The sequence below is a fragment of the Deinococcus sp. AJ005 genome (genome assembly GCF_009017495.1).
Taxonomy (GTDB): Bacteria; Deinococcota; Deinococci; order Deinococcales; family Deinococcaceae; genus Deinococcus.
On the sequence record NZ_CP044990.1, the window covers coordinates 3,156,744 to 3,179,820 of the forward strand.

A 23,077-nucleotide genomic window follows, 5' to 3' on the forward strand; every position below is an offset into this window, starting at 1 on the left:
GGGTGGGGGGTCTGGTCTGAGCGGTCATGGCAGGTCACTCTGCGGAGGGCGACGGCTGGAGTGTGACCCAGGCGAGGACACCATCAGCACACGCCCGCCTGACATCAGCACCCTGCCGCGCAGATCGTCCCCGTCCGAACCCGTCTGACGGGTCATCTGATAAGCGTGCCACCGCTCGGGCGTGACGTGCAGCATGGCTTGCAAGCGCTGCCAGAATCTTCCGAACAGCCCAGGCCCAGGCACTTCGGCGGCGGATAGACGAACCCGGCGAATCACGCGGTAGCCCTTGCCGGAGCGGACCGTAAGAGGGGCCGAAACCGTGCGGGGGGAAGAAGAAGCGCTCATCTCACATCCTCCGTGAGCAGCTTGACCTGTCCGGCGGCCACCTTGCACGACAGGTAAGCCGCGCCGCCCCCCAGTTCCCCGGCGTGCTGCGTGTTCATGAAGCCGCCGCTCCTGCGGGTGGGAAAATCGGCCTTGAACGCGCCCACGGTCACGTCGGCGTCCACGCGAAGGCTGCTGCCCGGAAGCAGGTGCAGGGTGGCGTTTCCGGCGTTGACTTCCAGCCGATGATCGCCGCCCGACAGCACCCCGGCCCACTTGAGATTGCCGCCGTTGACGCTGGCGTTCAGGCTGTGCGCGCCGCTCAGCGTGAGGTTGCCGCCGTTGACGTTCAGGTGCGTGGGGCCATTCACCTCGGCGGCGGTCAGGTTGCCGCCGTTGACCTCGGCCTTCAGGCTTTCAGCGCGGCCCATGCGGACGTTGCCGCCGTTCACGTCGGCCCACAGCTCGCCGCCCAGATCGGGCAGGGTCAGGTTGCCGCCCTCCACCGAAGCGCGCACATGCCGGGGCATAAACGGCACCGAGAGGATGGCCTTGACATTGCCCCAGTGGCCTCTGGAGTGATCCACGCGCTGAACCTGCCAGCCCTTCGGCGTGCCGGTCAGGCGCAACACGCCGTCCTCGTTGGCGCTCAGATGCGGCGCATCCAGCGAAGCGTCGTGCAGCACGGTCAGGGTGTAGCCGCTGACCCTGAGCGTCAGGTCAGCGGGAATATCGCTGACGCTGCCCTGCTGGGCGGCAGGCATCACGGCTTCCTGCTCATCGGCGGGCGTGCCTTCCAGCAGCCCAGCGGCTTCCTCGGCGGTGAGTTTGCCCTCGGCCACCAGACGCTGCACCTGCGAACGGAAGTCCTCTGCGGGCGATTGCTTTTCATTCATATCCGTCTCCTTGAGAGAATAGAAACACAAATTTATCAGAATGTCAATATCGAGTTTAATGTCTGATTCTGGCAGATAGGATTTTTACTGTTCTGCACACGAATTGAGATATGAGACTCGCCCGTTTCTGACGCCTATAGCAATCTCAATCTGCTATTCACCTATTTCTTCTGCAATCATCCCCTTGCAACTCGGGCCGTCTGCCGCACCCGTCCTTCCCTCTCCCCTATGCTTGACGCCATGACATTGCCCGAACTCACCTCCGCCCAGCGCACCGATGTGGAACTGCTGGCGCGCGGCAAGGCAGAAAAGAGCCGCACCCTGCGCGAGATGAACCTGCCCGAGACGCCGGAATCCGCCCACACGCTGCTGTTGCGCCTGGGCATCTGGAACGAGGCGAAGACGCCCTACGCAGACCGTCTGGGCGCAACGCTGACCCACCTTTCGCTAGACGTGCCGGATTTTGCCGACGAGAACCGGCTGGACCTGACCCATTTGCCCGCCTACGCGATTGACGACGAGGGCAGCCGTGACCCGGACGACGCGATAGGCATTGAGGCGTTGGAGGGCGGTCTGACGCGCCTGTGGGTGCATGTGGCGGACGTGGCCGCGCTGGTGCCACCGGAAAGCGAGCTGGACCTGGAGGCCCGCGCACGCGGCGCGACGCTGTATCTGCCAGACCAGACCATTGGCATGTTGCCCGACGCTCTGATCGAGAAGACCGGGCTGGGCCTGCACGACACCATGCCCGCGCTGTCGATCTCGCTGGACCTGGACGCCGACGGCAACGCCGACGCCGTGGATGTGGCCCTGACCACCGTGCGGATCACGCGGCTGACGTACATGGGCGCGCAGGCGAAGCTGGAGGCGGGCGAGGAACCCTTCGTGACGCTGGCCCGGCTAGCCCATGCCAGCAAGGAACTGCGCGATTCCGAGGGCGCACTATCCATCGAACTGCCCGAAGTGAAGATTAAAGCCGACGAGAACGGCGCGTCCGTGACGCCGCTGCCCAAGCCGGAAATGCGCTTCGTGGTGCAGGAATGCATGACGCTGGCCGGCTGGGCCGCTGCCATTTACGCCGATGACCACGACATTCCCCTGCCGTTTGCCACCCAGGCCGATCCCAGCCGTGAGGTACGCGGCGAGGGGCTGGGCGTGCAGTGGGCACGGCGCAAAACGCTGGCCCGCACGCGCTTTCAGCCGTCGCCGGGGCCGCATTCCGGCATGGGGCTGGACCTGTACGCGCAGGCCACCAGCCCGATGCGGCGCTACCTGGATCTGGTGGTGCACCAGCAACTGCGCGCCGCGCTGACGGGGGGGGAACCGCTGGACGGCAAGGTGGTGGCCGCGCACATCGCCCAGGCCACCCTGAATGCCGACGCCACCCGGCAGGCCGAACGCCTGAGCCGCAAGCACCACACCCTGCGCTTCGCCGCCGCCCAGCCGGAGCGCGAGTGGGAGGCGGTGGTGGTGGACCGCCGGGGACCGCAGGCCACCCTGCTGATTCCCGAACTGGCCTACGATCTGCCCTTCAGCACCCCCGCGCCCGTGGGAACGGCGTTGCGAATCAGGCTGGTGGACGTGAACCTGCCCGCCCTGAGCATGCGGGCGCGGCTGGTCTGAGAACCTTCTCCGAAAAATACTGCGGCGGGACATCCAGCCCAGCCTCACCCTGAGCAGATGACGGCTGGCCCACGCTCTACGCCTCATCAGCAACCCGCTGTTCTTGATGAACGCGCTGCCTGTACTCAGTCCAGTACATCTACAGCGGAAATGTACTCGGGACATTTAACCCACAGCCGAAAAACAACGTTGAACACGCACATTTCATGCACCCAAACCTGCTTCATCTTTCATTCATATGCCCCCCTCTCTGCTTAAACTGCCAGACATGACCGCTGTGAGCCGGGTATTGAACGACATTGTGTCCCTGCGAATGAGCCATTGCCGCGCTGAACAGGCCGCTGGGGCCGCCCAGTACCATCTGGCGGTGCAGCACTACCGCGCCTGCCTGGAGGCTGCCGAGTGCCGCGAGGACTGTCAGGCGGTGCAGTTCTTCGCCCTGAAACTGTCGGGCTGCTATGACCAGATGGGCCTGCGCGACAAGGCAAGCCAGTTTCGCGCCCTGGCCAGTGCAGAAGACGAGATGCCCGGCCTGCTGGGCTGAAACCTTGAAACCTGCTGGACTGAAACCCGGCACGCCTCCGCGCCGTACTGGAAATATGTTGAAAACGTTGTTCCTGACGCTGACGCTCGCGGCCCTGCCCGCTGCTTCCGCCACATCCACATCTATAACGCTGACCGCCGGGCAGACGGTGACCAGCGGCGGCGCAAAAATTACCCTGCTGCGCTTTAGCGACAGTCGCTGCCCCGTGAAGGCCATCTGCGTGATGGCGGGCAACGTGAAGGCCAGCGTCTTCGTGGTTCGGGGCAAATCCGCGCGACTGTACACCGTCTATCTGCCCGGCGTGCCCATTCAGACGGCTGCCGGAAAAGTGGTTTTGAAGGCGGCAACGAGACTGGAAGACGGTTCGGCCCAGCGGCTGACGTTCCTGATCACACAATAGATTTGCTGAGGCAGGCTCGCGCGGCCTCGCCCTCCCCTAGCCCCCGCCCCGCGCTCAGGAGTCACACTCGCTAAAGTGACCCCCATGAAGTACGTGTCGACTCGTGGCCTGCGTGATCTGGGGGGCTTTTCGGATGTTCTGCTGATGGGCCTCGCCCCGGACGGCGGCCTTGCCATGCCCGAACACATCCCGACGTTTGGCCCGGACGAGCTGGAGGAGCTGCGCGGGCTGAAGTATTCAGCGCTGGCCTATGCGGTCATGCGGCCCTTCATCGACGATATTCCCGAAACTGACCTGCGCCAGATGCTGCGCGCCACCTACCACCCGGACGTCTTCCACAGCGCCGAAATCACTCCACTGATCCGGCTGGGCGACTCCGATCTGTACCTGCTGGAACTGTCTAACGGCCCCTCATTGGCCTTCAAGGACATTGCCATGCAGTTTCTGGGCCACGTCTTTGAATACGTGCTGGAGCGGCGGGGCGAGCATCTGAACATCCTGGGCGCGACTTCGGGCGACACCGGATCGGCAGCGGAGTACGCCATGCTGAGCAAGGCCCGCGTGAACGTGTTCATGCTCTCGCCGCACGGGCGCATGAGCGCGTTTCAGCAGGCGCAGATGTTCAGCATCAACGAGCCGAATATCTTCAACATCACCGTGGATGGCGTGTTCGACGACTGCCAGGATCTGGTGAAAGAGGTCAACGCCGATGCCGAATTCAAGGCCAGATACACCATCGGGGCCGTCAACTCGATCAACTGGGCGCGGGTGCTGGCGCAGGCGGTGTATTACTTCAAGGCGTATTTTGCGCTGAACCTGCCCGCCGGACAGCAGGTCGATTTCAGCGTGCCGTCCGGCAATTTCGGCAATGTGTTTGCCGGGTATCTAGCCAAGCGCATGGGCCTGCCCATCGGGCAACTGGTGGTGGCCAGCAACGAGAACGACGTGCTGCACGAGTTCTTTTCCACCGGGGTCTACCACGTCCGGCGGGCGGCGCAGGTGGCGCAGACCTCCAGCCCCAGCATGGACATCGGCAAGGCGTCCAACTTTGAGCGCTACCTGTATCTGGTGGCGGGGGAGGACGGCGTGCAGACCCGCGCGTGGTGGGACGAGGTGGGTGGCTCCAGACCCGTCGATCTGCGCGGTTCGGGCCACTGGGACGCCGTGAAGGCCAGCCGTCTCGTCGGCGGACGCAGCAGCCATCAGGACCGATTGGACACCATTCGCCGCGCCGATGGGGAGTTTGGACGCTTGATCGACCCGCACACCGCCGACGGCCTGCTCGTGGGTGAGCGCTGCGCGCGGCCGGGCGTACCGATGGTCTGCCTGGAAACGGCCCTGCCCGCCAAATTCGAGGCGACGGTGGAAGAAGCTGTGAACCGCATCCCCCCACGCCCTGAGCGCTTCGAGGGCATCGAGAAGCTGCCGCGCTATTTCACGGTTATGGACAATGATGCAGCGGCGTTGAAGGCATTTGTGGTGGAGAAGTTAGCGGCGACTCTAAAAGCAACGCCCTGATCCCCGCACTAAAGCAGTTGTTATAAAAAGACCATTTTTATGACCGAGCGGAGCGAGTGACTTTTACTGAGCAGGACGGAGAATGGAGTCGCCGGAAGTCTTTTATTCCGGCGACGTAATTCGTAGAACTGCACTAAACTCTGGCCCATGAAGCACCTCTCCGCCACCGATCCCACGCCGCGCAGCCTGGGCTTTACCATGCCCCCTGAATGGGAACCGCACGCCGCCACCTGGATGAGCTGGCCCGCTGACGACGAGTTGTGGTTCGGCCATCTGGAGGCCGTGCGCGCCGAATTCGCCGAACTGGTGCGCACGGTTGCCCGCTTCGAGCCGGTGCAGTTGCTGACCCGCGATGCCTATAGCCGTCAGGACGCCACAGAGCGTCTGGCCGGGGCCGACGTGACCTTCCACGACGTGCCACTGAACGACGTGTGGATCCGCGACAACGGCCCACTGTTCGTTACTCGCGCCTCCGGGGAAGTGTCCCTCGTCAACTGGCGGTTCAATGCCTGGGGCGGCAAATTCGACTATGCCGAGGATGACCGCGTGCCGGAAGCCGTGGCCCGCATTCTGGATGCCTCTCACTGGGATGTTCCGGTGGTACTGGAGGGTGGCGCGCTGGAAATCGGCGGCGCGGGCGTGGCGCTGACCACCCGTTCCTGCCTGCTGACCGAGACGCGCAATCTGGGCCTGGACGCGGGCAAGTACGCCGACTGGCTGCGCGAATACCTGGGCGTCAGCAAGCTGCTGTGGCTGGGCGCGGGGCTGGAGAATGACCACACCGACGGCCACATCGACACCATCACCCGCTTTACTGGTGAGCGGACGATTGTGACCAGCGTGGAGTCAGACGAGACAGACCCCAACCACGCAGTTATGTCGGCTAATCTGGCGGCGCTACGGGAGATGACCGACGAGAACGGCGAACCTTTCCGCATCGTGGAATTGCCACTGCCCGCCGAGTATCTGGAGGGCGCAGAGGGAAGACTGCCACCCACCTACGCCAATTTTTACATCGGCAACGGCTTCGTGGTGGTGCCGCAATACGGCGATCCCAACGACGCCCGCGCACTTGAAATTCTGGCCCCCCTCTTTCCGGGGCGCGAGGTCATTGGCCTGAGCAGCCGCGCGATCATCGAGGGCGGCGGCTCGTTCCACTGCATCACTCAGCAGCAGCCTGTGGGGACGGTGTGGACGGGGGAGTAAAATCGCACTCCCTAAAAATTGACCCTACTGGGAACATTCTGTATTCGTCTACGAAACTTTAGATCTGGAAAAGTAAATATATCGTATTCATAAGCTGTAAAAATTTTTTACACAGCCAGGATCGATGATTTGCACCTAAATATCTACTGCTAGAACTTTTAGCGCTATATTTTTATCAGATATGCAGCTCTATTGGAATTCATTTTTGCTTCTTAACTCCCATCACGGAATATGGAAAGGAAGAATTGAATTTATGAAAAATAATTCGACGGACTGTGAAATTGTACTGGCAACTTTTAATGGTGGTAAATATCTGAAGGATCAGTTGGACAGCCTGGAGGCACAGACAGTTAAGTGCAATATTCTATGCCATGATGATGGTTCCAGCGATAACACGCTCGTTCTACTAAAAGAACGCGTGCTGAGCAACGGTTACTTCCGTATCATTTCAGGTCCACCTATGGGAAGCGCAAGTCAAAACTTCTCACTCTTACTTGGAAATACGACGGCTAATTACGTTTTCTGTGCAGATCAGGATGATGTGTGGTTACCAGATAAAGTCGAGCATAGTTTGAAGGTTATTCAATTCTATGAACAGGTTTATGGCTCCGATACCCCATTGATGGTGCATAGCGACTTAACACTTATTGACGACTGCGGCAAATATATTGCTAGTTCAATGTGGAAATATCAGAATCTAGACCCAGAATGGGGAACTCAATTTAATTTACTTTTAACACAGAATGTAGTTGCTGGCTGTTCGATGGTTGTCAATCGGGCATTGCTAAATTTAGCTCTGCCCATACCAGCGACGGCAATTATGCACGATTGGTGGCTTGCCCTGATCGCCTGTGCCTTCGGCAAAGTCATATGGGAAGCAGAGAGTAAAATACTTTACAGGCAGCACGCGACAAATGTGATGGGAACAGAAAAGTATGACAAACGATTTCTACTCCTGAAGCTGATCTCATTTGGTCATTCCGAAAAGATGGCGTACCGCAACCACTGTAGGTTACGCGACGCAAAACAGGCCGAGGCTTTTGCCAAACGGTTTCCGACATCCTCATATGCAGTTCAGGCCAGTCTTTTTGCACAACTTCCACAAATGCACTCATGGCAACGTCGCCATACGATCCTACAACAAAGGTTTTTTAAGATCGGTAAAATACGTAATATGGACTGGCTCGTCTAGGTACAACCCGTGCTTACACAGCTTATGTGATTCGGCGTGATGTAGCAAGATTTTTATTTGTTGGACAGCATACGTCCCGGACGCCTCCGACGCGGCAGGTCAGGACACACAACTTCATCTGAGCCTTACCACACAGCTTCCACACCGATATTGAGTGACGTGGCGTCCACCGGTCCGACTGGTGGAGAACTCGCTGGAGTGGCTGGCGCAACGATGACCATCGCCCGTTGCATATATACCCGCTTGCAGGCAACGGGGCTGCGGCCCTGAGTGGAGATACCACAGGCGTGCTTGAATGCCAGGATGTCCGTTTTTGACCTCGGCGGCGGCTACAGTGCCCGGTCCATCCCGCTGGAGACCTACCGCGACGCCTGCGTCCGGCTGGGGAGCCGGATTTTCGGCGGCACTTCGCTGTATGCCTTCGGGGCTGAAACCAAAGCGCTGCCCCCGCTGGGCGAGACTTTTACCTGGGGCATTTACGTGGCTGAGGAACTGATCGGCTGGAGCTTCGCCTCTCAGCAGAGTGAACGCGCGGTGTACATGGCCGACACGGGAATCCTGCCCGAACATCAGGGGCGTGGGTTGTACACCCGCCTGCTGCCGCACCTGCTGGAGACCTTCCGGGCGGCGGGCTACACGCTGGTGCAAAGCCACCACCGCGCCACCAACAACGCCGTGATCATTCCCAAACTGCGCGCCGGGTTCTTCATCCAGGGCCTGAATCTGTACGAGGGCGGAATGAGCGTTCCCATGACGCTGAGCTTGGACGACACGTATCGGGACGCCATGCATGTCCGCAGCGGTTTTCAGGCGGCAGGGGGTGAGGTTGCGCGGCGGCTGGGATTGCCCTCCACGCCTCAAGCCGAGAGCGCTGCTGTTCCCGCCGTCCCGCTGCCAGAAGCTCAAGGCGACGACACCGATCTGGGCGGCGGCTACGTCCTGCGCCCCGTCGCCTACGAGACTTATTACGACATCTATATCCAGCTAGAGGACGCCGTGTACAGCAGCGTGTCGCTGAACTGGCCCGCGCCTGCCCGCCCCGAACCCGTGGAATACCCGCGTTACGCCTGGCTGATCGGCCACCAGAACGAGGTGGTGGGCTGGCACTATTCCCGCCAGTGGGACGCCCGCACGGCCTACATGGTCAACACGGCATTGCTGCCCGCACACCGGGGCCGGGGCCTGTACCCACGCGTGCTGCCGCCTGTGTTGAGGACGCTGCAAACCCAGGGCTACGATCTGGTCCGCAGCCACCACCACGCCACCAACAACGCTGTGCTGGTTCCCAAACTGCGCGCGGGCTTTCGCTTGCAGGGTCTTCAGGTGGACGATCACGGCGTCATGGCGGTGCTGATGCTCAGTTTTGGCACGCTGTACCGCGACTACATGGACGTTCGAAGCGGTCTGAAGCAGCCGGGGGGCGAGGTGGCGCGGGCGCTGGGCATGAATTGGAAGCCATAGAAAAAGCCCTCTCGGTGAAGGAAAGGGCCGATTGAACGAACTTTATGCCTTCTTCGCCGGGCGGTTCTTCGCGCGCTTGATCGTGGCGATGCCCGCGCCGGAGTGCAGCACGTCGCCGTACAGCTTCCACCACTGACGGGCCGTTTCCAGATCGCGGGTCAGGTTCTCGAAGCGGTAGTAGGCAGCTTCCCCGCCGGGCAGGACGAAGGTGGGCGTACCGAACACACCGATCTCAGCGGACTCGGCCAGATCGCTGCGGAGGCTGGCGCGCAGGGCGTCGTCGTCCTTGCGGTCAGCGGCAAACTGGTCCATATCCAGATTGGCGGCCTTCGCTGCGGCCATCACGGCGTCCTCGTCCAGCGATTTCTTGTCCTCATGGACCGCGCGGAACAGGGCCAGACTGAACTCCCAACTGGCTTCCTCGCCCTGCCTCGCCGCCGCCACCGCCGCCAGAAAGGCCAGCAGACTGGATTTCTGGAAACGCTCGCCCGCGTCCCCCGGCTGATCGGTCAGCCACCAGACGGGTTCCTTCTGGCCCGCGTTGTCGGGGTGGTTGCCCTGCACCAGCGAGAAGTGTTTGAGGGTGAACTGCTGCTCGCCCGCCTTTCGCAGCACCTGCGCCAGTTCCAGGCCGCGCCAGGCGTAGGGACACACGAAATCGAAGAAAATGGTGTTGGAAGTCATGGCGGGACGCTAGCACGCGCCCTGAACGGGGACTGTCAGCTTTCCAGCCCCCAAGCCCCATTACGAATGGTTCCAGTTCCCAGGATCGTCCGAGTCGCCGGGCGAGAGGCCCAGCACGTCGCCGTCCGTGGAGCAGCCCAGCCCCAGCACCGTGCGGTTGGCGTAGGCGAAGTAGGCCGTGACCTGATTGATCTCCAGAATCTCGCCGTCGGTGAAACCAGCGCTTCGCAGGGCCGCCACATCCGACTCGGCAACAGTAGACGGATTAACTGTCAACTTCTCGGCGTAGCGCAGGGCCTGTTTCTGGGCATCGGTCAGCGGGACGGCGTCGGGATCACGCGCTTCTATCGCGCAGCGAATCGCGTCGGCCCGCGCGTCGTCTTTGAGCAGCCGCCTCAGCCCGGCAAAGTGGTGTTCCACGCAATAGTCACAGGCATTGAGCGCACTGACCCAGACGCCCAGCGTTTCCAGCAGCCATTTGGGCAGCGTGTTGCCGCTGTGGTGCAGCGCGGCCTTGTACAGCGCCATGTGCCCCTCCATGCTGTGGGGCCGCAGCGAGTGCATCGCCATGATGTTGTCCACGGCATTGCCCGGCCCTTTCACGCGGTCATACAGGGTTTTCAGGCGGCCTGTGGCGTCGGCGTAGGGAACGGTTTCAATCCAGGGCATGGGGCAGTCTAGGCTGCCAGGAGGATTAAGCTGAACCCACCATGAACCCAGACGAGCGCGCGGCACAGAATGTCCGGCTGTTCGACACCCTCTCGGCCCACTATGACCGCATGGGCTTTTTACCGTTGACTGCCCTGTATCTGGCGCAGCGGTTTGACGCGCAGCCCGGCGAAACGCTGCTGGACGTGATGTGCGGCACTGGCACGCTGGCGCTGGCGCTGGCAGACGCGGTCGGTGCCGGCGGGCGGGTGGTGGGCGCTGACCTGTCGCCGGGAATGCTGGCGGTGGCGCGGAATAAAGCGGCGGGACAGCCACAGGTGTCATTCGTGGAGGCAGATGCGACGGCCCTGCCCCTGGCGGACGCGGAATTTAATGGTGTGGCCTGCGCCTCGGGCCTGTTCTTCGTGCCGGAGATGGACGCGGCCCTGCGCGAGTGGCGGCGGGTGGTGCGTCCCGGCGGACGCATGGTTTTCAGCTCATTCGGCAAGGGTCTGATGGGCGACCTGCCGGGGCGCTGGCGCACGGCGCTGGAAGGGGTGGGTTTCCATCCAGGCTTTCCGCCGCTGGGCCGCCTGCCCTCGCCGGACGCGGCGGCCCAGCTCCTGCGGGATGCGGGCTTTGCCGAGGTCACGGTGGACCTTCAGGACCTGCCCTACCTCCTGCCCACGCCACAGGACCGCTGGGACGACATCGAGGCGGGCATGGAAGGTGCGCCGCTGGCCGCCCTTCCGCCCGAGGTCCGCCGCCAGCTTCAGACTGATCATCTGGCCGAGCTGGAACTTCTGTTCGCCGGGCAACCGCTGACCGTGCCCGTTCCCGTGCTGGTGGCGGCAGGCGTGAAGCCGGGGTAAACGCGGCTGCCCCTTTTGACGGACGCAACCCAGGTCACGTTTGGGGCGTAATGTGAACCATGACGAATCCTGACGATCAGAAGACCCCGGCGGCAGGCAGGCCACAGGGCAACGGCAACGCACCGTCCTGGGTGGACGACGTGCTGGGCAGCCCGGGCGGCAGCGCACAGACGCACACCCCGGATTCAACCCGGCCCAACCTCAGCAAGACGCCCTCATCGGCGGGTGATCTGCGGATTCCCGAACCCGCGCGCGCCGCTCCGGTCCCAGCGGCAGAAACGGACGACTGGATTTCCCGCGTGACTGGCAGCCCGCCCCCGGCCCACGCCAACGCGCCGCACACCGCCCCCCAGCCCAGCAGTCCCCGCCCCACTGCCCCGGATCTGGACGCCTGGGGCGAACCGCAGCGGCCCACCATCCCCCTGGCCCCCCTGGCCGACGAACGGCCCGTCACGCCCTATACGCCAGTCCCCACCTACGCGGGCGACGTGGCCCAGAAACGCCTGATTGCTGGCCTGCTCGCCATTTTCCTGGGCAGCCTAGGCGTCCACAAGTTCTATCTGGGCATGAACATCCAGGGCATCATGATCCTAGGAGCCAACATCGGCGTCTGGATTCTGGCGCTGCTGATCGGCCTAGTCACGCTGGGCTTCGGCCTGATCATCACCCTTCCACTGGCGGGACTGATCAGCGCGGCGCTGGGTGTGCTGGGGCTGGTGGAGGGCATCCTGTACCTGACCAAGTCCGATGCGGACTTTGGGCGCGATTATCTGGTGGGCAAGAAACCCTGGCTGTAAGGAGCCATCCGACAGTCTCCTGTACCCACTTACCTCTTACAGCGCCGCCTCGATATCCGCCTTCAGGTCCGCCACCCCTTCCACGCCCACGCTCATGCGGATGGTCTGGGGCGTGACCCCGGCGGCGTGGCGGGCGGCCTCGGGGACGCGTCCGTGGGTGGTGGTCCAGGGGTGGACGACCAGGGTACGGACATCTCCCAGGTTGGGGGCCACGCGCAGCACCCGCAGGCGCGACAGAAAGGCGGCGGGGTCCGGCACCTCGAACGCCAGCACCGCGCCGGAGCCGTTGCCCAGGTAGCGCTGCGCCTGCGCGTGGAAAGGATGGTCCTCCAGGCCCGGATAGCTGACATGGCCCACCCTGGGATGGGCCTGAAGCCACTGCGCCAGCTCCAGCGCAGTCTCACATTCGCGGGCCATTCGCAGCGCCAGCGTTTCCAGCCCCTGCGCGATCAGAAAGGCGCTGTGGGGGGCCAGGGTCATGCCCAGTTGACTGGCCCCCAGCCAGCGTTGCCGCCACGCCAGAGCACTGTCGCCGCGCACCTTCAGAATGCTGTTTCCCTCGCCCTCGCTGTAGATCGGATTGCGGGTCAGATCGTGCCGCGCCCCAACGGTGACGCTGCCGCCCATCACGCTGCCGTGGCCGCCGGCCCACTTGGTCAGCGACTGCGCCACCAGATCCGCACCGTGGTCCAATGGACGGCACAGGTAGCCCACGCCGCCGCAGGTGTTGTCGATGGCGAGAAGTGCGCCGCGCTCATGGGCGATGTCCGCAAATGGCCCGATATCGGCGATGTCCCCGGCGGGATTGCTAATCATCTCGGCCCAGACCAGCCGGGTGTTGTCCTGCATGGCGGCGCGCACGGCGTCAGGGGTGTTGTCTACCAGCGTGGCGGAAATGCCCATCAGCGGCAGGATGTTGTTCAGCATCCCGGTGGTGCCCCCGAACAGGCTGGAGGCCGACACCACATGGTCCCCGGCGCGGCACACGCTCAGGATGGCAGTCAACGTGGCGGCCTGTCCGCTGGCGAGGGCCACCGTGTCTGCCCCGCCTTCCAGCGCCGTGATCCGGGCTTCCAGCGCGCGGGTGGTGGGGTTCTGGATACGGGCGTAACTGAGGCCGGTGTTGTTCTGGAACTCGCTCTGCGCCTGCTCCAGCGTGTCGAACTGGAAGGCGGCGGCGGCGTGGATGGGAAAGCCAATCGTCTGGCCCAGCCCGCGCGGAATGCCGGACTGGACGGCGGCGGTCTCATAGCCCCAATCGGCATCGGTCCAGTCGGGACCGGGCGCAGCGTCGTTCATGGGGCCAGCAGCAGAATCGCTCATCCACCCACGCTACGCGCCCCCGCGCCCGAACGTGCGGGACATGTCCGCATGACAGGACAGCAACAAGGCGCGGTCCCGAACTGGAAACCGCGCCTCGCCTTCAAACAGATGCTCTAGAGCCTGGGTGGCACGCTGCCCACAGACTGGGCCTTGAGGGCGTCGCGAATCTCGGCCAGCAGCTTTTCCTCATTGCTGGGTTCGGCCACAGGCGGCTTCTCCTCGCGCTTGAAACGTTCCATCAGGTGATTGAAGGGGATGATGACGAAGAAGTAGATGATGGCTGCCGTCAGCAGGAAGCTGAGCGCGTTGGTCAGGAACAGGCCGTATTTGAAAACGCTGCCGTTGATGGCAAAGGTCAGCGCCGAGAAATCCGGCACACCGCCGAAAATGCCGATGATCGGCAGGATCAGGCCGCTAGTAAAGGAATCCACCACCTTGCCGAAGGCGGCCCCGATCAGGACACCAACCGCCAGATCGATGAGATTGCCACGCAATAAGAACTTCTGAAATCCGCTGACCATCTGTGAATTTTTACACTGAACGAATGAGAATGCCAGCTTGGATACTTTCCGCTGTCTAGACAGGCTTTCCCGCCCATTCAAGGGTCTGCATCCCTCCTTGTGAGACTGCCGTGAACCCGACTCCGCTATGCTCCGGGACATGTCCCTGACGCCCACGGCCCTGCTCCTTCTTGGCGTGCAGCGCTGCCGACTGGAAGGCCATCCACACGAGCGGGAACTGGCGCGGCAGTGGGCGCATGCGGTAGATGAGGCCCGTGCCGTGGGCCAGTTGATCGTGCTGATGCAGTGGGACGGCCTGCCAGACACGCCCGGCGAGACCTTCGGCAAGGGCTGGACCCTGCACCCGGATTTCCGCGTGGAAGCGGGGGATCTGCCCGTGCGCGCCGGGCTGCCAGACGCCTTCTGGCACACCGATCTGGCTGCCGAACTCCATGCCCGTGCAGTTCGTGAGGTGGTCCTGCTGGCCCTGCCGGGCGTGCCCGAACTGGCCGCCACAGCCCAGGCCGCGCAAGAAGCCGGATTCACCGTGCGCGTGCTGGATGTCCTGATTCCAGTCTGAACCATGATCCCAGCGTGAACTGAGCGCCGGACAGCAACAGGTAGTGGCCCGGAACTTAAAACAGCGTTAAGCCAACTTGAACTCAGTGCGGCCCCCGCACTCCCAGACTGACGGCATGGCTGACAAAACACTGGCGGACCTTTCCAAAAATATGCGCGAGATCGACATCGCCATGCTCTCCACACACAGCAAGGGCGGCAATATCGCCGGGCGGCCCATGAGCAACAACGGACAGGTGGAGTATGACGGCACCTCGTATTACTTCACCTACGAGGCTGCCCATACCGTGGGCGAGATCGAGGCAGACCCCAAAGTCTCGCTGGCCTTCATGGGCGCCAAGGGCTTCTCGGTGGCGGTGGAGGGTAAGGCCAAACTCAGCCGCGACAAGGCGCAGATGAAAGACCACTGGTCCAAAGACCTGGACAAATGGTTCAAGGACGGCATCGACACCCCGGACATCGTGATGATTCAGGTGGACGCCACCCGCGTGCATTACTGGGACGGCGAGGACGAAGGCGAAGTCAAGCTGTAGATCCCGCATGGAAAAAGCCAGCGTGAGGACCGTCCTCCGCTGGCTTTTTTAATTCTGGCGCTCAGAGCAGTTCTCCGAATTACGTCACCGGAGTAAAAGACTTCCGGCGACTCCATTCTCTACTCCGCAGCTTTGCAAGTCCGTTCTGCTCAGTAAAAGTCACTCGCTGTCTTGGGCAGAACAGATGCCCTTGACTGGGACGGCTCGAAGAGAGGACGCTTGCCCGCCCCGCTCGGTCATAAAAATAGTCTTTTTATGACAACTGCTTTAGGGCTGATAGGTCTTCAGGCCGTCCATCACACCGCCCATTCCCTTTTGCCCGGTGCGGTAAAAGACCAAACTGATCGGCAGGTTGCTGCCACTGGCCGGAATGAAATCGATGTTGAGGCGGTCCGATCCCGCGCGCCACAGCAGCACGGGTTCCTGCGGTTTGATGGCGTTGCCGCTTCTGGGCAGCTTGATGGTCTGGCTGATCGGGCCGTCCTGCACATTCATGGCCCCCCGGTACAACCCCCCGCGCGGGCTGAGGGCCACCGCCGTGCCCGCCGCGCCGTTGACCTCCAGATCATACAGGACCCCGTAATTGCCGCTCAGGCGAACGGGCTTGTTGGTCAGTTTGTCGATGCCGTCAATGGCCGGATCAAGCTGCCCGTCCCCGATCACGATGCGGGCGGGCAGCGTGCCCAGATTGACGCGCAAATGGCGCACCGCGCCCTGGAAGGTGCCGCGCACATGCTTGCCGTCTGGCTGCAAATACGGCAACTGCTGGGACACCTGCGCGCTGGGGGGCAGACCGTCTTCCAACATCAGGAAGGTCAGTTCTACACGGCCCGAGGCGGTCAGGTCCTGCATCATGTTCGCGCCGCTGCCCATGCTCAGGGTGGGGCTGGCGTAAACGGCGGCGGCCTGACCGGGGGCCAGGGTCAGCGTGGGGCCGCCCGTGCTGGCGAAGTAATCCAGCAGCGTAACCTGTCCCAGCAGTCCCTCAATGCGGGTGGGCGCGGTCTCGCCCTGCCGCAGCGTGCGGACCTCTACCGGACGGTCCTCGGTGTTGCGGGCCAGCACGTACAGCCGCGCGGGTTTGCCCAGGCCGTTGAGGTGGTAGCCCAGCAGGCGGACCGGCCCCGAAATGGTGTCCTGGTACAGCACGCCGCTCTGGGTGGGCACTTCCGGGCTGTCACTGAAGATCAGCGGGAAAGAGGGTCCGGCCACTGGCACTACCGCCGCAGAGGGGTAATTCAGCACCTGCAAGTCAGGGAAGCGGTCACCAGGGGCAGCGTACTTGAGGGCGTAGGTGAGTGGACTGTCCAGCGGCGCACCCTGCACGGTGATGGTGCGGTTAAACGGCTTGCTGCTCAGGCCCCGGCTGTTGGTGACACTCAGGCCCACCGTATACGTGCCCGGCTGGAAGAAAGCGTCCTCGCGGTTGCTCCATTTGCGAGAGGTGATGTCCGCACCGTCCGGGTCATAGGCATACTCGGTGTACACCACGCGCTCGCCGGGGGCGTAGACCAGTTTGTCGGTGGAGAAACGCGCCTGTGGGGCCAGCGGATTTCCACCGTCGCGCAGAGCCGTCAGGGTCAGCGTGCGGCCCGTGTCGTCGGCGGCGCTGAGATTGGCGTCCAGCGCGTCGGCCAGCGTGCGGGCACTCAGATAAGGCACGCCGTCGATGATCAGGGCCGTACCCGCAGGCTGCGGCACCCCGGCCAGTGAGGCGTTGCCATCGGCAGTGACCACCACGCGCCCCACGCCCAGTTGCCCGGCACTCCCCACCTGCACGGGGCGGCCCAGCAGCACCGCCGTCTCGCGCAGCGGCAGCAGCGTGCGCCCGCCGATCAGCCGGGGCGCAGCCTGCCAGCGCGCGGCGTCGCCGTTCACGTTCAGGTCCGGGGCGTCCACCGTGAAGGTCAGTTGTACCGATCCGGCGGTCACGGTGGCGGCCAGCGCTGGGCCGCCTGCCGTGGACAGCAGGGCGCTCAGGACGAGAGAGGCGGGATTTCGACGTTTCAGGCGCAGGGCATGGCCCCGGAGCAACAACGGAAGGAAGAAGGGGGCAACACGCACCGGGGGAGTATGCCCGCCGCACCTGACGCCGATCTGTGCGGATTGTCCCTCCACATCTTCATGAACATCCCGCTGACAGCCCTGTGAGACAGATCTATGTCGATCTGCATCACAATTAGGGGGCTGAAGCATTAGAGAACCGAAACCAAAAAGAGCCTCATGGTCAAAGCCGGGAAACAGGCACGACAACAGCCTTCACCGTTGGGTCAGGTCTACAGCGGCACCCTGTCAATGTCCGCTTTCATTCCAAACTTTTCGAGTTCCGGCGGACTAGACTGGGCACATGTCGCCCCGCGCAGAATTCAACGTCGCCAGCAGGCCCGCATGAAAAAAGCGCCGTGGGGCTGGGGCCTGCTGGCCGGCATGGTGCTGGTTCTGGTGGTGGTCAGCCTGACCCTGCCCCGGGGCAACGGCAACGAGATGACCCTGACCGATTTTGCCGCTGGTGTGCGCGGGGGTCAGGTGCAGAGCGCCAACATCACCTATCAGAACGGCACCGCGCTGGTCAGCGGTCAGCTCAGGGACGGCCAGACGTTCCGAACCCGCACCCTGGCCAACGATCCGCTGATCGATCTGACCCGCCTGCAAGACCGGGGCGTCACGGTGGCCTACACCGCGCCCTCCCGCCTGAGCGTATTCGGCGTGCTGAGCGTGCTGCTGACCCTGGCCCTGATCGTGGGTCTGGTGATCCTGCTGATGCGGAGCCGCCAGAACTCGGGCACCGACGCCGCCGGGGCTTTTGGCAAATCGAAGGCCGCCGTGATCGCCGAGGGCCAGATCAAGACCAACTTCACCGATGTTGCGGGCTGCGACGAGGCCAAGCAGGATTTACAGGAAGTCGTCGATTTTCTTCGCCAGCCTGAGAAATACCACCAGCTCGGCGCACGCATCCCGCACGGCGTGTTACTCGTCGGTCCTCCTGGCAGCGGCAAGACCCTGCTGGCAAAAGCGGTCGCTGGGGAAGCCAAAGTGCCGTACTTCTCCATCAGCGGCTCTGACTTCGTAGAAATGTTCGTCGGCGTTGGGGCTGCCCGTGTCCGTGACCTGTTCGAGCAGGCCCGCAAGAGTGCGCCGTGCATCGTTTTCATCGACGAGATCGACGCTGTAGGCAGAAAGCGCGGCGTTTCGATGCAGGGCGGCAACGACGAGCGCGAACAGACATTGAATCAACTGCTGGTGGAGATGGACGGTTTCGGCAGTGGGCAGGAAGTGATCATTCTGGCGGCCACCAACCGCCCGGATGTGCTGGACGCAGCACTGCTGCGTCCGGGACGCTTTGACCGTCAGGTGGTGGTCGACGCCCCGGATGTCCGTGGACGCGAACATATCCTTAAGATTCATGCCCGCAAGAAGCCGCTGGACGTGAGTGTAGATCTGAGTGTCATCGCGCGGCGCACGGCGGGCATGGTGGGCGCGGACCTCGAAAACCTGTTGAACGAGGCGGCGCTGATGGCGGCAAGAGATGGCCGCAACCGGATCACTGGTAAAGATGTGGATGAGGCCAGAGACCGGGTGCTGATGGGACCGGAGCGGCGCAGCATGGTGGTGCGGGAAGCGGATAAGAAAGTGACGGCGTATCACGAAGTCGGGCACGCGTTGGCTGCCCAACTGCTGCCGCACGCCGACAAGGCGCACAAGCTGACCATCGTGCCGCGTGGGCGCAGCCTAGGGTCGGCGCTCTACACTCCAGAAGACCGCATGCACTACACCACGGGCGCGCTGCTGGACCGCATCTGCGTGGCGCTGGCCGGGCACGCCGCCGAGCAGGTCGCCACCGGACAGGTCACCACGGGCGCGGCCAACGACTTCCAGCAGGCCACGAGCATCGCCCGCCGGATGGTCACCGAATGGGGCATGAGCGAGGTAGGCCAACTTGCACTGGCGCAGGAAAGCAGCGCTTACTTGGGCTACGGCCCGCAGCAGGGCGTCTACAGCGATCACACCGCCCAGCAGATCGACCACGAGCTGAGCCGCATCCTGAACGGGCAATTTGACCGGGCCGTGACCCTGCTGACTGACCACGTCCATGTGTTGCACCGCCTGACCGACGAGCTGATCGCCCGCGAGAGCCTCAGCGGCGAGGACGTGCAGGCCGTGCTGGCGGGAGGCACGTTGCCGCCGCTGGAGTTGCCGGGGCCGGTGGTGCCAGCCAGTGAAGATCCCTCTGCCGCGGGTGGACTGAAACCCGGTCCAGCCTGAGCTGACTGCTTGCCACGTAAAAAAAACGCCTCACTTTCAACAGTGAGGCGTTTTGCTGCCGATGCCGAAACCACCAACAGATCATTCCGGCCATCAGTCCCATTCCCACTCGCGCCAGTCGCTGGCTTTCGCCTTGCCTTTTTTAGGTTTGGAGTCGGCCTCTTCCTTCAGGGCGTTCTTCGGAGCGTTTGGGTCTGGATACCACGTGTACGCAGCGGCCAGAGCCTCGTCCAGCCGTTCGCGCAACAACCCGCCCAAGCGGGCGTCCTCCTTTACAGTCAGTTTCTCGATCTCGCGCCGCAAACGGCCCAGCGCGGTTTCCAGACCATCCATGTACGGCTCGCGGGCCTTCTTGACCGCGCCTTTTTTTAGTGGTTCCGGGTGGATGGCGGGCGTGTACGACTGCGCCGCTGCCTGCAACAGCGCCTCCCGTTTGGCCTCGCGGACGGCGCGGTTGCGTTCGGCGCGTTCGCGGGCATCGGCGGCGCGGGCCTGGGCGGCCAGAAAGGTGTCGTCGCGCTCTACTTCATGCACGCGGGCCTCGGCGTACAGTTTGACGGGCGGCAGGCGGCGGCGGCCCATCCTGAGGCCGTTGGGACGGGTCTGGTCATGCTCGCCCAGGTAACGCCCGATCAGCGTGGGCGTCCAGCCCCGGTCCTTGAGGTCCTGCGTCGCCAGGAAGCCGGGGGGATTCAGCGGCGGTTTGTCCTTGCGGCTCATGGACTCTGCGCGGCTCATGAACTCTGCGGCGACTCCCGCGAACTGGTCCACTCGCGCCGCAGCAGGTCCAGACGCACGCTGTCGTGCCGGACGCCGTCCACCATTCGGGCCTCGCGGATACGGGCCGCTTCCTGAAAGCCCAGCCTCTGGGCGGCATGGATCATACGTTCGTTGCCTCCCCAGGTGGTAAAGGTCAGGACGTGGGCGTCGGTCTCGTCGAAGGTGGCTGTGACCCACAGAGACAGCGCCTGCGTGCCGATGCCCTGATTCCAGTGGGCCGGATCATAGATCAGGATGCCCAGGTCCCACCAGCCACCGCCCGCCGGTTCTTCCTGGCTGCGGTTGACCATGCCCACGCACTCGCCGTCCACGTCGATCACACGTTCGTCGGAGCGGGTGGGCGTGCGCTCCAGCCGCTCCACGTAGGCTTGCAGCGTGGCGGTGGTGGAAGCCGCGTGAAAATACGGCGCGTCCCACTTGCGCCACTCGGCCAGTGGATCGGCCAGCCAGCGCCGCAGCACCGGCAGGTCGCGGGGCCGCCGTCCGCGCAAGGTCACGGTTTGGGCGTAGGGAAGGGAAGTCATGGGATCAATCATCTCAGACGGGGCGAGGATACGGTGAGAGGGGGATTCAGTTGGGGCAGCGGTTTTGAAGGAAGCCGAGAAGCATCGGACTCCGCGTTATCGCCCGCCACCCACCCACGCCCACAGCGGTGGCAGCAGCACCACCAGACCCACCACCAGCGCTCCGGCGGAGGCGATCAGTACGGCCCCGGCGGCGGCGTCCTTGGCAACCTTCGCCAGCGGGTGCAGTTCAGGACTGGCCAGATCCACCACGGCTTCCAGCGCGGTGTTGACCAGCTCCAGCGCCAGCACCAGCGCGCACGCCAGGGCAATGGGAGCCAGGGGAACGCGGAGGAATGCGGCTGCGATCAGCGCCAGAACACCCGCCCAGACCTCGATACGGAAATTGGCCTGCGAGCGGTAGGCATGCCGGATTCCGGCCCAGGCAAAGCCCGCCGAACGCCACCAGCGGCGGGGGTTCAGGGCCGAGCCGTCCGAGCGCATGGCTAGATGCCAGCAGGCAGGGCGGACTCGGCGGCTTTCCAGGCCGCATGGAACACGTCCCACTCGGGACCCGTCGCGCCTTCCTCGTAGCCCAGGCCGTCGGCGTGGGGGTGGTCATGACCAACCAGATGGGTCAGGCCGTGGCTGGCCAGCAACGTCACTTCGCGGGTCAGGCTGTGGCCGCGCGCCGCCGCCTGCCGCCCCGCCGTGTCCAGGCTGATGATGATGTCGCCCAGATGCGGCGGCATAAAGGGATCCCCCGGCTCCCAGGTGGGAAAGCTCAGGACATCGGTGGAGGCGTCCTCGCCCCAGTGTTCCAGCTTGAGCTGACGGATGGTCCGGTCTCCCACCAGCACGAGGGTCAGCTCACGGTCCTGCATGCCGAAATGGGCCATCGCCGCCTCCAGGCCCATGCGCACCGCGGGGCGCAGGCCGGGAGGCGGGGTCTTGCGGGCCAGGAGGTCGATCATTGGGGCACAGCGTAGTGCAAGAAGTGTCAGAAAGAGAGGGCTAACGCGACTTTCACGCGCCAGCCCTCCTGATTGGGATGTTCAGCCCTGCGGTTGCGGATCGCCCTCGCCCTCGGGAATGCTGGCAAACTCGCCCCGGCGGGCCGAACGCTTGTCGTCCTCGGCGTTCTCGGCCTGCTCGTAGGCCCGGATGATCTTGCCCACCAGCGGATGACGCACCACGTCCACGTCGGTAAATTCGTGCCACGCGATGCCCTCGATCTGGCTCAGCACGCGCTTGGCCACCGCCAGACCACTGGTGATGTGGCGCGGCAGATCGATCTGGGTCACGTCCCCGGTGATGACCACGCGGCTGGAAAAGCCCATGCGGGTCAGGAACATCTTCATCTGCTCGCCCGTGGTGTTCTGCGCCTCGTCCAGGATGATGAACGCATCATTCAGGGTACGACCCCGCATGAAGGCCAGCGGCGCAATCTCGATCACTCCACTGGTCAGGTACGCCTCGAACTTGTCCTGATCCAGCATGTCCTGTAGCGCGTCGTACAGCGGGCGCAGGTACGGATCGATCTTGGCCTGGAGGTCACCGGGGAGGAACCCCAGCTTTTCCCCGGCCTCCACCGCTGGGCGGGTCAGAATGATGCGCTTGACCGTCTTGGTTTTCAGCGCCTGAATCGCCATCGCCACGGCCATGTACGTTTTGCCCGTCCCGGCGGGGCCGACGCCAAAGGTGATATCGCTGGCGGCAATGCGCTCCAGATACAGCTTCTGCCCCGGCGTCTTGGGTTTGAGACCGCGCGGCAGGCTCAGGCCCGGCATCTGGGTCTCGGCGGCCAGGCTGCGGCCCTCGCCGCTCATGCGGGCGGACCTGAGCAGGCTCTCGGGGGTCAGTTCGCCGCCGCCACGCACCACATCCAGCGCGTCGCGGACCATACGTTCGGCCTGCTGGACCTCGGCGTCTGTGCCCGTGATGGTGACGGTCTCGCCACGCGCCACCAGTTTGGCGCGGGTCAGCTCGCGCATACGGCGCAGGTTGGCGTCACCCGTGCCCAGCAGGCCCAGGGCCTCGCGCTGGTCTTTGAGGGCAATGACAGCGCTGGCGACGGGAGAGACGGTATCGGTCTGGCTCTGGTCCTGCTGTTGCAGGTCTTGCTGTTGCGGGTCAGTCACTCGGCTCCTGTGGTGGGATGAACGCAGTCCGGCGTGGCGTCCACGCGCGGCGCAGCCTGCCCCAAAGACGGCTTTGGCGGCGGGAAAAGAGGAAGGGTCATTCGGATGCCCCCATTGTCGGCAGTGTGCCGGAAGTGTGGCGTGGTCTGCGGCACATTCCGCCCCCAGGGAACCTGAACGCAGCTTGATGACTGGACTCTGCTTGATGACTGAACTGTAGTGACCGCCTGCACAACAAAAGTTCCCCGCCAGCCCACAGCGCCTGCTCAAAGTTGACAGGGAGGTGAGCA

The 23,077-nt window shown here is 63.6% G+C and carries 24 protein-coding genes; 12 read left to right on the top strand and 12 right to left on the bottom strand.

Annotated features, from left to right (window positions below):
- Positions 1-24: 24 nt before the first annotated feature.
- Together DAAJ005_RS17195 and DAAJ005_RS17200 are read right to left on the bottom strand one after the other, a co-directional pair.
- The gene (locus tag DAAJ005_RS17195) at positions 25-345 is read right to left on the bottom strand and encodes a hypothetical protein (protein ID WP_151848166.1); all 321 of its coding nucleotides are present in this window, start codon (positions 343-345) and stop codon (positions 25-27) included.
- Positions 342-1,220, bottom strand: a complete 879-nt coding sequence (locus DAAJ005_RS17200) for a hypothetical protein (RefSeq protein ID WP_151848167.1) — start codon at positions 1,218-1,220, stop codon at positions 342-344. Before DAAJ005_RS17200 ends, DAAJ005_RS17195 begins: the two co-directional genes overlap by 4 nt.
- Before the next feature lie 240 nt (positions 1,221-1,460).
- Here DAAJ005_RS17200 and DAAJ005_RS17205 point away from each other — a divergent pair, with 240 nt between their 5' ends.
- The 7 genes from DAAJ005_RS17205 (at position 1,461) to DAAJ005_RS17235 (ending at position 9,164) form a co-directional block, all read left to right on the top strand.
- Positions 1,461-2,843, top strand: coding sequence for an RNB domain-containing ribonuclease (locus tag DAAJ005_RS17205; protein ID WP_151848650.1), 1,383 nt, complete (start codon positions 1,461-1,463; stop codon positions 2,841-2,843).
- 268 nt (positions 2,844-3,111) lie between these two features.
- Complete coding sequence (locus tag DAAJ005_RS17210; RefSeq protein WP_151848168.1) at positions 3,112-3,387, top strand: hypothetical protein; 276 nt, start codon at positions 3,112-3,114, stop codon at positions 3,385-3,387.
- Positions 3,388-3,442: 55 nt separating this feature from the next.
- Complete coding sequence (locus tag DAAJ005_RS17215) at positions 3,443-3,787, top strand: hypothetical protein (RefSeq protein ID WP_151848169.1); 345 nt, start codon at positions 3,443-3,445, stop codon at positions 3,785-3,787.
- An 84-nt stretch (positions 3,788-3,871) separates the two neighbouring features.
- Positions 3,872-5,305, top strand: coding sequence for a threonine synthase (thrC, locus tag DAAJ005_RS17220; protein WP_151848651.1), 1,434 nt, complete (start codon positions 3,872-3,874; stop codon positions 5,303-5,305).
- A 147-nt stretch (positions 5,306-5,452) separates the two neighbouring features.
- Positions 5,453-6,511, top strand: coding sequence for an agmatine/peptidylarginine deiminase (locus tag DAAJ005_RS17225; RefSeq protein ID WP_151848170.1), 1,059 nt, complete (start codon positions 5,453-5,455; stop codon positions 6,509-6,511).
- 181 nt (positions 6,512-6,692) lie between these two features.
- Positions 6,693-7,703: a glycosyltransferase family 2 protein gene (locus tag DAAJ005_RS17230; RefSeq protein WP_151848171.1), complete on the top strand. Its 1,011-nt coding sequence runs from the start codon at positions 6,693-6,695 to the stop codon at positions 7,701-7,703.
- A 303-nt stretch (positions 7,704-8,006) separates the two neighbouring features.
- Positions 8,007-9,164: a GNAT family N-acetyltransferase gene (locus DAAJ005_RS17235; RefSeq protein WP_151848172.1), complete on the top strand. Its 1,158-nt coding sequence runs from the start codon at positions 8,007-8,009 to the stop codon at positions 9,162-9,164.
- 42 nt (positions 9,165-9,206) lie between these two features.
- Here the strand turns inward: DAAJ005_RS17235 and DAAJ005_RS17240 are convergent, their stop codons facing one another.
- Both DAAJ005_RS17240 and DAAJ005_RS17245 read right to left on the bottom strand, forming a co-directional pair.
- Entirely contained in the window at positions 9,207-9,848 is a 642-nt protein-coding gene (locus tag DAAJ005_RS17240; RefSeq protein WP_151848173.1) for a DsbA family protein, read from the bottom strand.
- 60 nt (positions 9,849-9,908) lie between these two features.
- Entirely contained in the window at positions 9,909-10,517 is a 609-nt protein-coding gene (locus DAAJ005_RS17245) for a carboxymuconolactone decarboxylase family protein (protein WP_151848174.1), read from the bottom strand.
- A 41-nt stretch (positions 10,518-10,558) separates the two neighbouring features.
- Between DAAJ005_RS17245 and DAAJ005_RS17250 the strand changes: the two genes are divergently transcribed.
- Positions 10,559-11,368, top strand: a complete 810-nt coding sequence (locus tag DAAJ005_RS17250; RefSeq protein WP_151848175.1) for a methyltransferase domain-containing protein — start codon at positions 10,559-10,561, stop codon at positions 11,366-11,368.
- Between the two features lie 59 nt (positions 11,369-11,427).
- The gene (locus DAAJ005_RS17255; RefSeq protein WP_151848176.1) at positions 11,428-12,165 is read left to right on the top strand and encodes a TM2 domain-containing protein; all 738 of its coding nucleotides are present in this window, start codon (positions 11,428-11,430) and stop codon (positions 12,163-12,165) included.
- Between the two features lie 36 nt (positions 12,166-12,201).
- On the opposite strand, the gene DAAJ005_RS17260 is transcribed toward DAAJ005_RS17255, so the two are convergent.
- Positions 12,202-13,488 (bottom strand): aminotransferase class V-fold PLP-dependent enzyme, encoded by a 1,287-nt coding sequence (locus tag DAAJ005_RS17260; RefSeq protein WP_192930815.1) that lies wholly within the window; start codon positions 13,486-13,488, stop codon positions 12,202-12,204.
- Between the two features lie 113 nt (positions 13,489-13,601).
- Positions 13,602-13,982, bottom strand: a complete 381-nt coding sequence (gene mscL, locus DAAJ005_RS17265; protein WP_370519739.1) for a large conductance mechanosensitive channel protein MscL — start codon at positions 13,980-13,982, stop codon at positions 13,602-13,604.
- Between the two features lie 166 nt (positions 13,983-14,148).
- Between mscL and DAAJ005_RS17270 the strand changes: the two genes are divergently transcribed.
- Positions 14,149-14,568, top strand: a complete 420-nt coding sequence (locus tag DAAJ005_RS17270; RefSeq protein WP_192930816.1) for an isochorismatase — start codon at positions 14,149-14,151, stop codon at positions 14,566-14,568.
- Positions 14,569-14,683: 115 nt separating this feature from the next.
- Positions 14,684-15,100: a pyridoxamine 5'-phosphate oxidase family protein gene (locus DAAJ005_RS17275; protein WP_151848177.1), complete on the top strand. Its 417-nt coding sequence runs from the start codon at positions 14,684-14,686 to the stop codon at positions 15,098-15,100.
- A 267-nt stretch (positions 15,101-15,367) separates the two neighbouring features.
- On the opposite strand, the gene DAAJ005_RS17280 is transcribed toward DAAJ005_RS17275, so the two are convergent.
- Complete coding sequence (locus DAAJ005_RS17280) at positions 15,368-17,071, bottom strand: copper amine oxidase N-terminal domain-containing protein (protein ID WP_370519831.1); 1,704 nt, start codon at positions 17,069-17,071, stop codon at positions 15,368-15,370.
- A 417-nt stretch (positions 17,072-17,488) separates the two neighbouring features.
- Here DAAJ005_RS17280 and ftsH point away from each other — a divergent pair, with 417 nt between their 5' ends.
- A complete protein-coding gene (ftsH, locus tag DAAJ005_RS17285) occupies positions 17,489-19,363 on the top strand; it encodes an ATP-dependent zinc metalloprotease FtsH (RefSeq protein WP_151848178.1) in 1,875 nt (624 codons plus the stop codon).
- A 93-nt stretch (positions 19,364-19,456) separates the two neighbouring features.
- Here ftsH and DAAJ005_RS17290 read toward each other — a convergent pair whose 3' ends face one another.
- From DAAJ005_RS17290 to DAAJ005_RS17310, 5 genes are all read right to left on the bottom strand, one after another.
- Positions 19,457-20,101 carry a hypothetical protein gene (locus DAAJ005_RS17290; protein WP_226342509.1) on the bottom strand — a complete coding sequence of 215 codons (645 nt, stop codon included), beginning with the start codon at positions 20,099-20,101 and terminating at the stop codon, positions 19,457-19,459.
- A complete protein-coding gene (locus tag DAAJ005_RS17295) occupies positions 20,098-20,667 on the bottom strand; it encodes a GNAT family N-acetyltransferase (RefSeq protein ID WP_151848179.1) in 570 nt (189 codons plus the stop codon). Before DAAJ005_RS17295 ends, DAAJ005_RS17290 begins: the two co-directional genes overlap by 4 nt.
- Positions 20,668-20,763: 96 nt before the next feature.
- A complete protein-coding gene (locus tag DAAJ005_RS17300; RefSeq protein ID WP_151848180.1) occupies positions 20,764-21,150 on the bottom strand; it encodes a diacylglycerol kinase family protein in 387 nt (128 codons plus the stop codon).
- Positions 21,151-21,152: 2 nt separating this feature from the next.
- The gene (gene ybeY, locus DAAJ005_RS17305) at positions 21,153-21,620 is read right to left on the bottom strand and encodes an rRNA maturation RNase YbeY (RefSeq protein WP_151848181.1); all 468 of its coding nucleotides are present in this window, start codon (positions 21,618-21,620) and stop codon (positions 21,153-21,155) included.
- Positions 21,621-21,701: 81 nt separating this feature from the next.
- Positions 21,702-22,706 (bottom strand): PhoH family protein, encoded by a 1,005-nt coding sequence (locus tag DAAJ005_RS17310; RefSeq protein WP_255448070.1) that lies wholly within the window; start codon positions 22,704-22,706, stop codon positions 21,702-21,704.
- Between the last annotated feature and the right edge of the window lie 371 nt (positions 22,707-23,077).

Coding starts and splice junctions, on each gene's coding strand:
- DAAJ005_RS17235 (WP_151848172.1), top strand. CDS start 8,007: ATGTCCGTTTTTGACCTCGGCGGCGGCTACAGTGCCCGGTCCATCCCG.
- DAAJ005_RS17290 (WP_226342509.1), bottom strand. CDS start 20,101: ATGAGCCGCGCAGAGTCCATGAGCCGCAAGGACAAACCGCCGCTGAAT.
- DAAJ005_RS17210 (WP_151848168.1), top strand. CDS start 3,112: ATGACCGCTGTGAGCCGGGTATTGAACGACATTGTGTCCCTGCGAATG.
- DAAJ005_RS17250 (WP_151848175.1), top strand. CDS start 10,559: ATGAACCCAGACGAGCGCGCGGCACAGAATGTCCGGCTGTTCGACACC.
- ftsH (WP_151848178.1), top strand. CDS start 17,489: ATGAAAAAAGCGCCGTGGGGCTGGGGCCTGCTGGCCGGCATGGTGCTG.
- DAAJ005_RS17245 (WP_151848174.1), bottom strand. CDS start 10,517: ATGCCCTGGATTGAAACCGTTCCCTACGCCGACGCCACAGGCCGCCTG.
- DAAJ005_RS17195 (WP_151848166.1), bottom strand. CDS start 345: ATGAGCGCTTCTTCTTCCCCCCGCACGGTTTCGGCCCCTCTTACGGTC.
- DAAJ005_RS17295 (WP_151848179.1), bottom strand. CDS start 20,667: ATGACTTCCCTTCCCTACGCCCAAACCGTGACCTTGCGCGGACGGCGG.
- DAAJ005_RS17215 (WP_151848169.1), top strand. CDS start 3,443: ATGTTGAAAACGTTGTTCCTGACGCTGACGCTCGCGGCCCTGCCCGCT.
- ybeY (WP_151848181.1), bottom strand. CDS start 21,620: ATGATCGACCTCCTGGCCCGCAAGACCCCGCCTCCCGGCCTGCGCCCC.
- DAAJ005_RS17240 (WP_151848173.1), bottom strand. CDS start 9,848: ATGACTTCCAACACCATTTTCTTCGATTTCGTGTGTCCCTACGCCTGG.
- DAAJ005_RS17255 (WP_151848176.1), top strand. CDS start 11,428: ATGACGAATCCTGACGATCAGAAGACCCCGGCGGCAGGCAGGCCACAG.
- thrC (WP_151848651.1), top strand. CDS start 3,872: ATGAAGTACGTGTCGACTCGTGGCCTGCGTGATCTGGGGGGCTTTTCG.
- DAAJ005_RS17275 (WP_151848177.1), top strand. CDS start 14,684: ATGGCTGACAAAACACTGGCGGACCTTTCCAAAAATATGCGCGAGATC.
- DAAJ005_RS17200 (WP_151848167.1), bottom strand. CDS start 1,220: ATGAATGAAAAGCAATCGCCCGCAGAGGACTTCCGTTCGCAGGTGCAG.
- DAAJ005_RS17260 (WP_192930815.1), bottom strand. CDS start 13,488: ATGAGCGATTCTGCTGCTGGCCCCATGAACGACGCTGCGCCCGGTCCC.
- DAAJ005_RS17300 (WP_151848180.1), bottom strand. CDS start 21,150: ATGCGCTCGGACGGCTCGGCCCTGAACCCCCGCCGCTGGTGGCGTTCG.
- DAAJ005_RS17225 (WP_151848170.1), top strand. CDS start 5,453: ATGAAGCACCTCTCCGCCACCGATCCCACGCCGCGCAGCCTGGGCTTT.
- DAAJ005_RS17205 (WP_151848650.1), top strand. CDS start 1,461: ATGACATTGCCCGAACTCACCTCCGCCCAGCGCACCGATGTGGAACTG.
- DAAJ005_RS17230 (WP_151848171.1), top strand. CDS start 6,693: ATGCAGCTCTATTGGAATTCATTTTTGCTTCTTAACTCCCATCACGGA.
- DAAJ005_RS17270 (WP_192930816.1), top strand. CDS start 14,149: ATGTCCCTGACGCCCACGGCCCTGCTCCTTCTTGGCGTGCAGCGCTGC.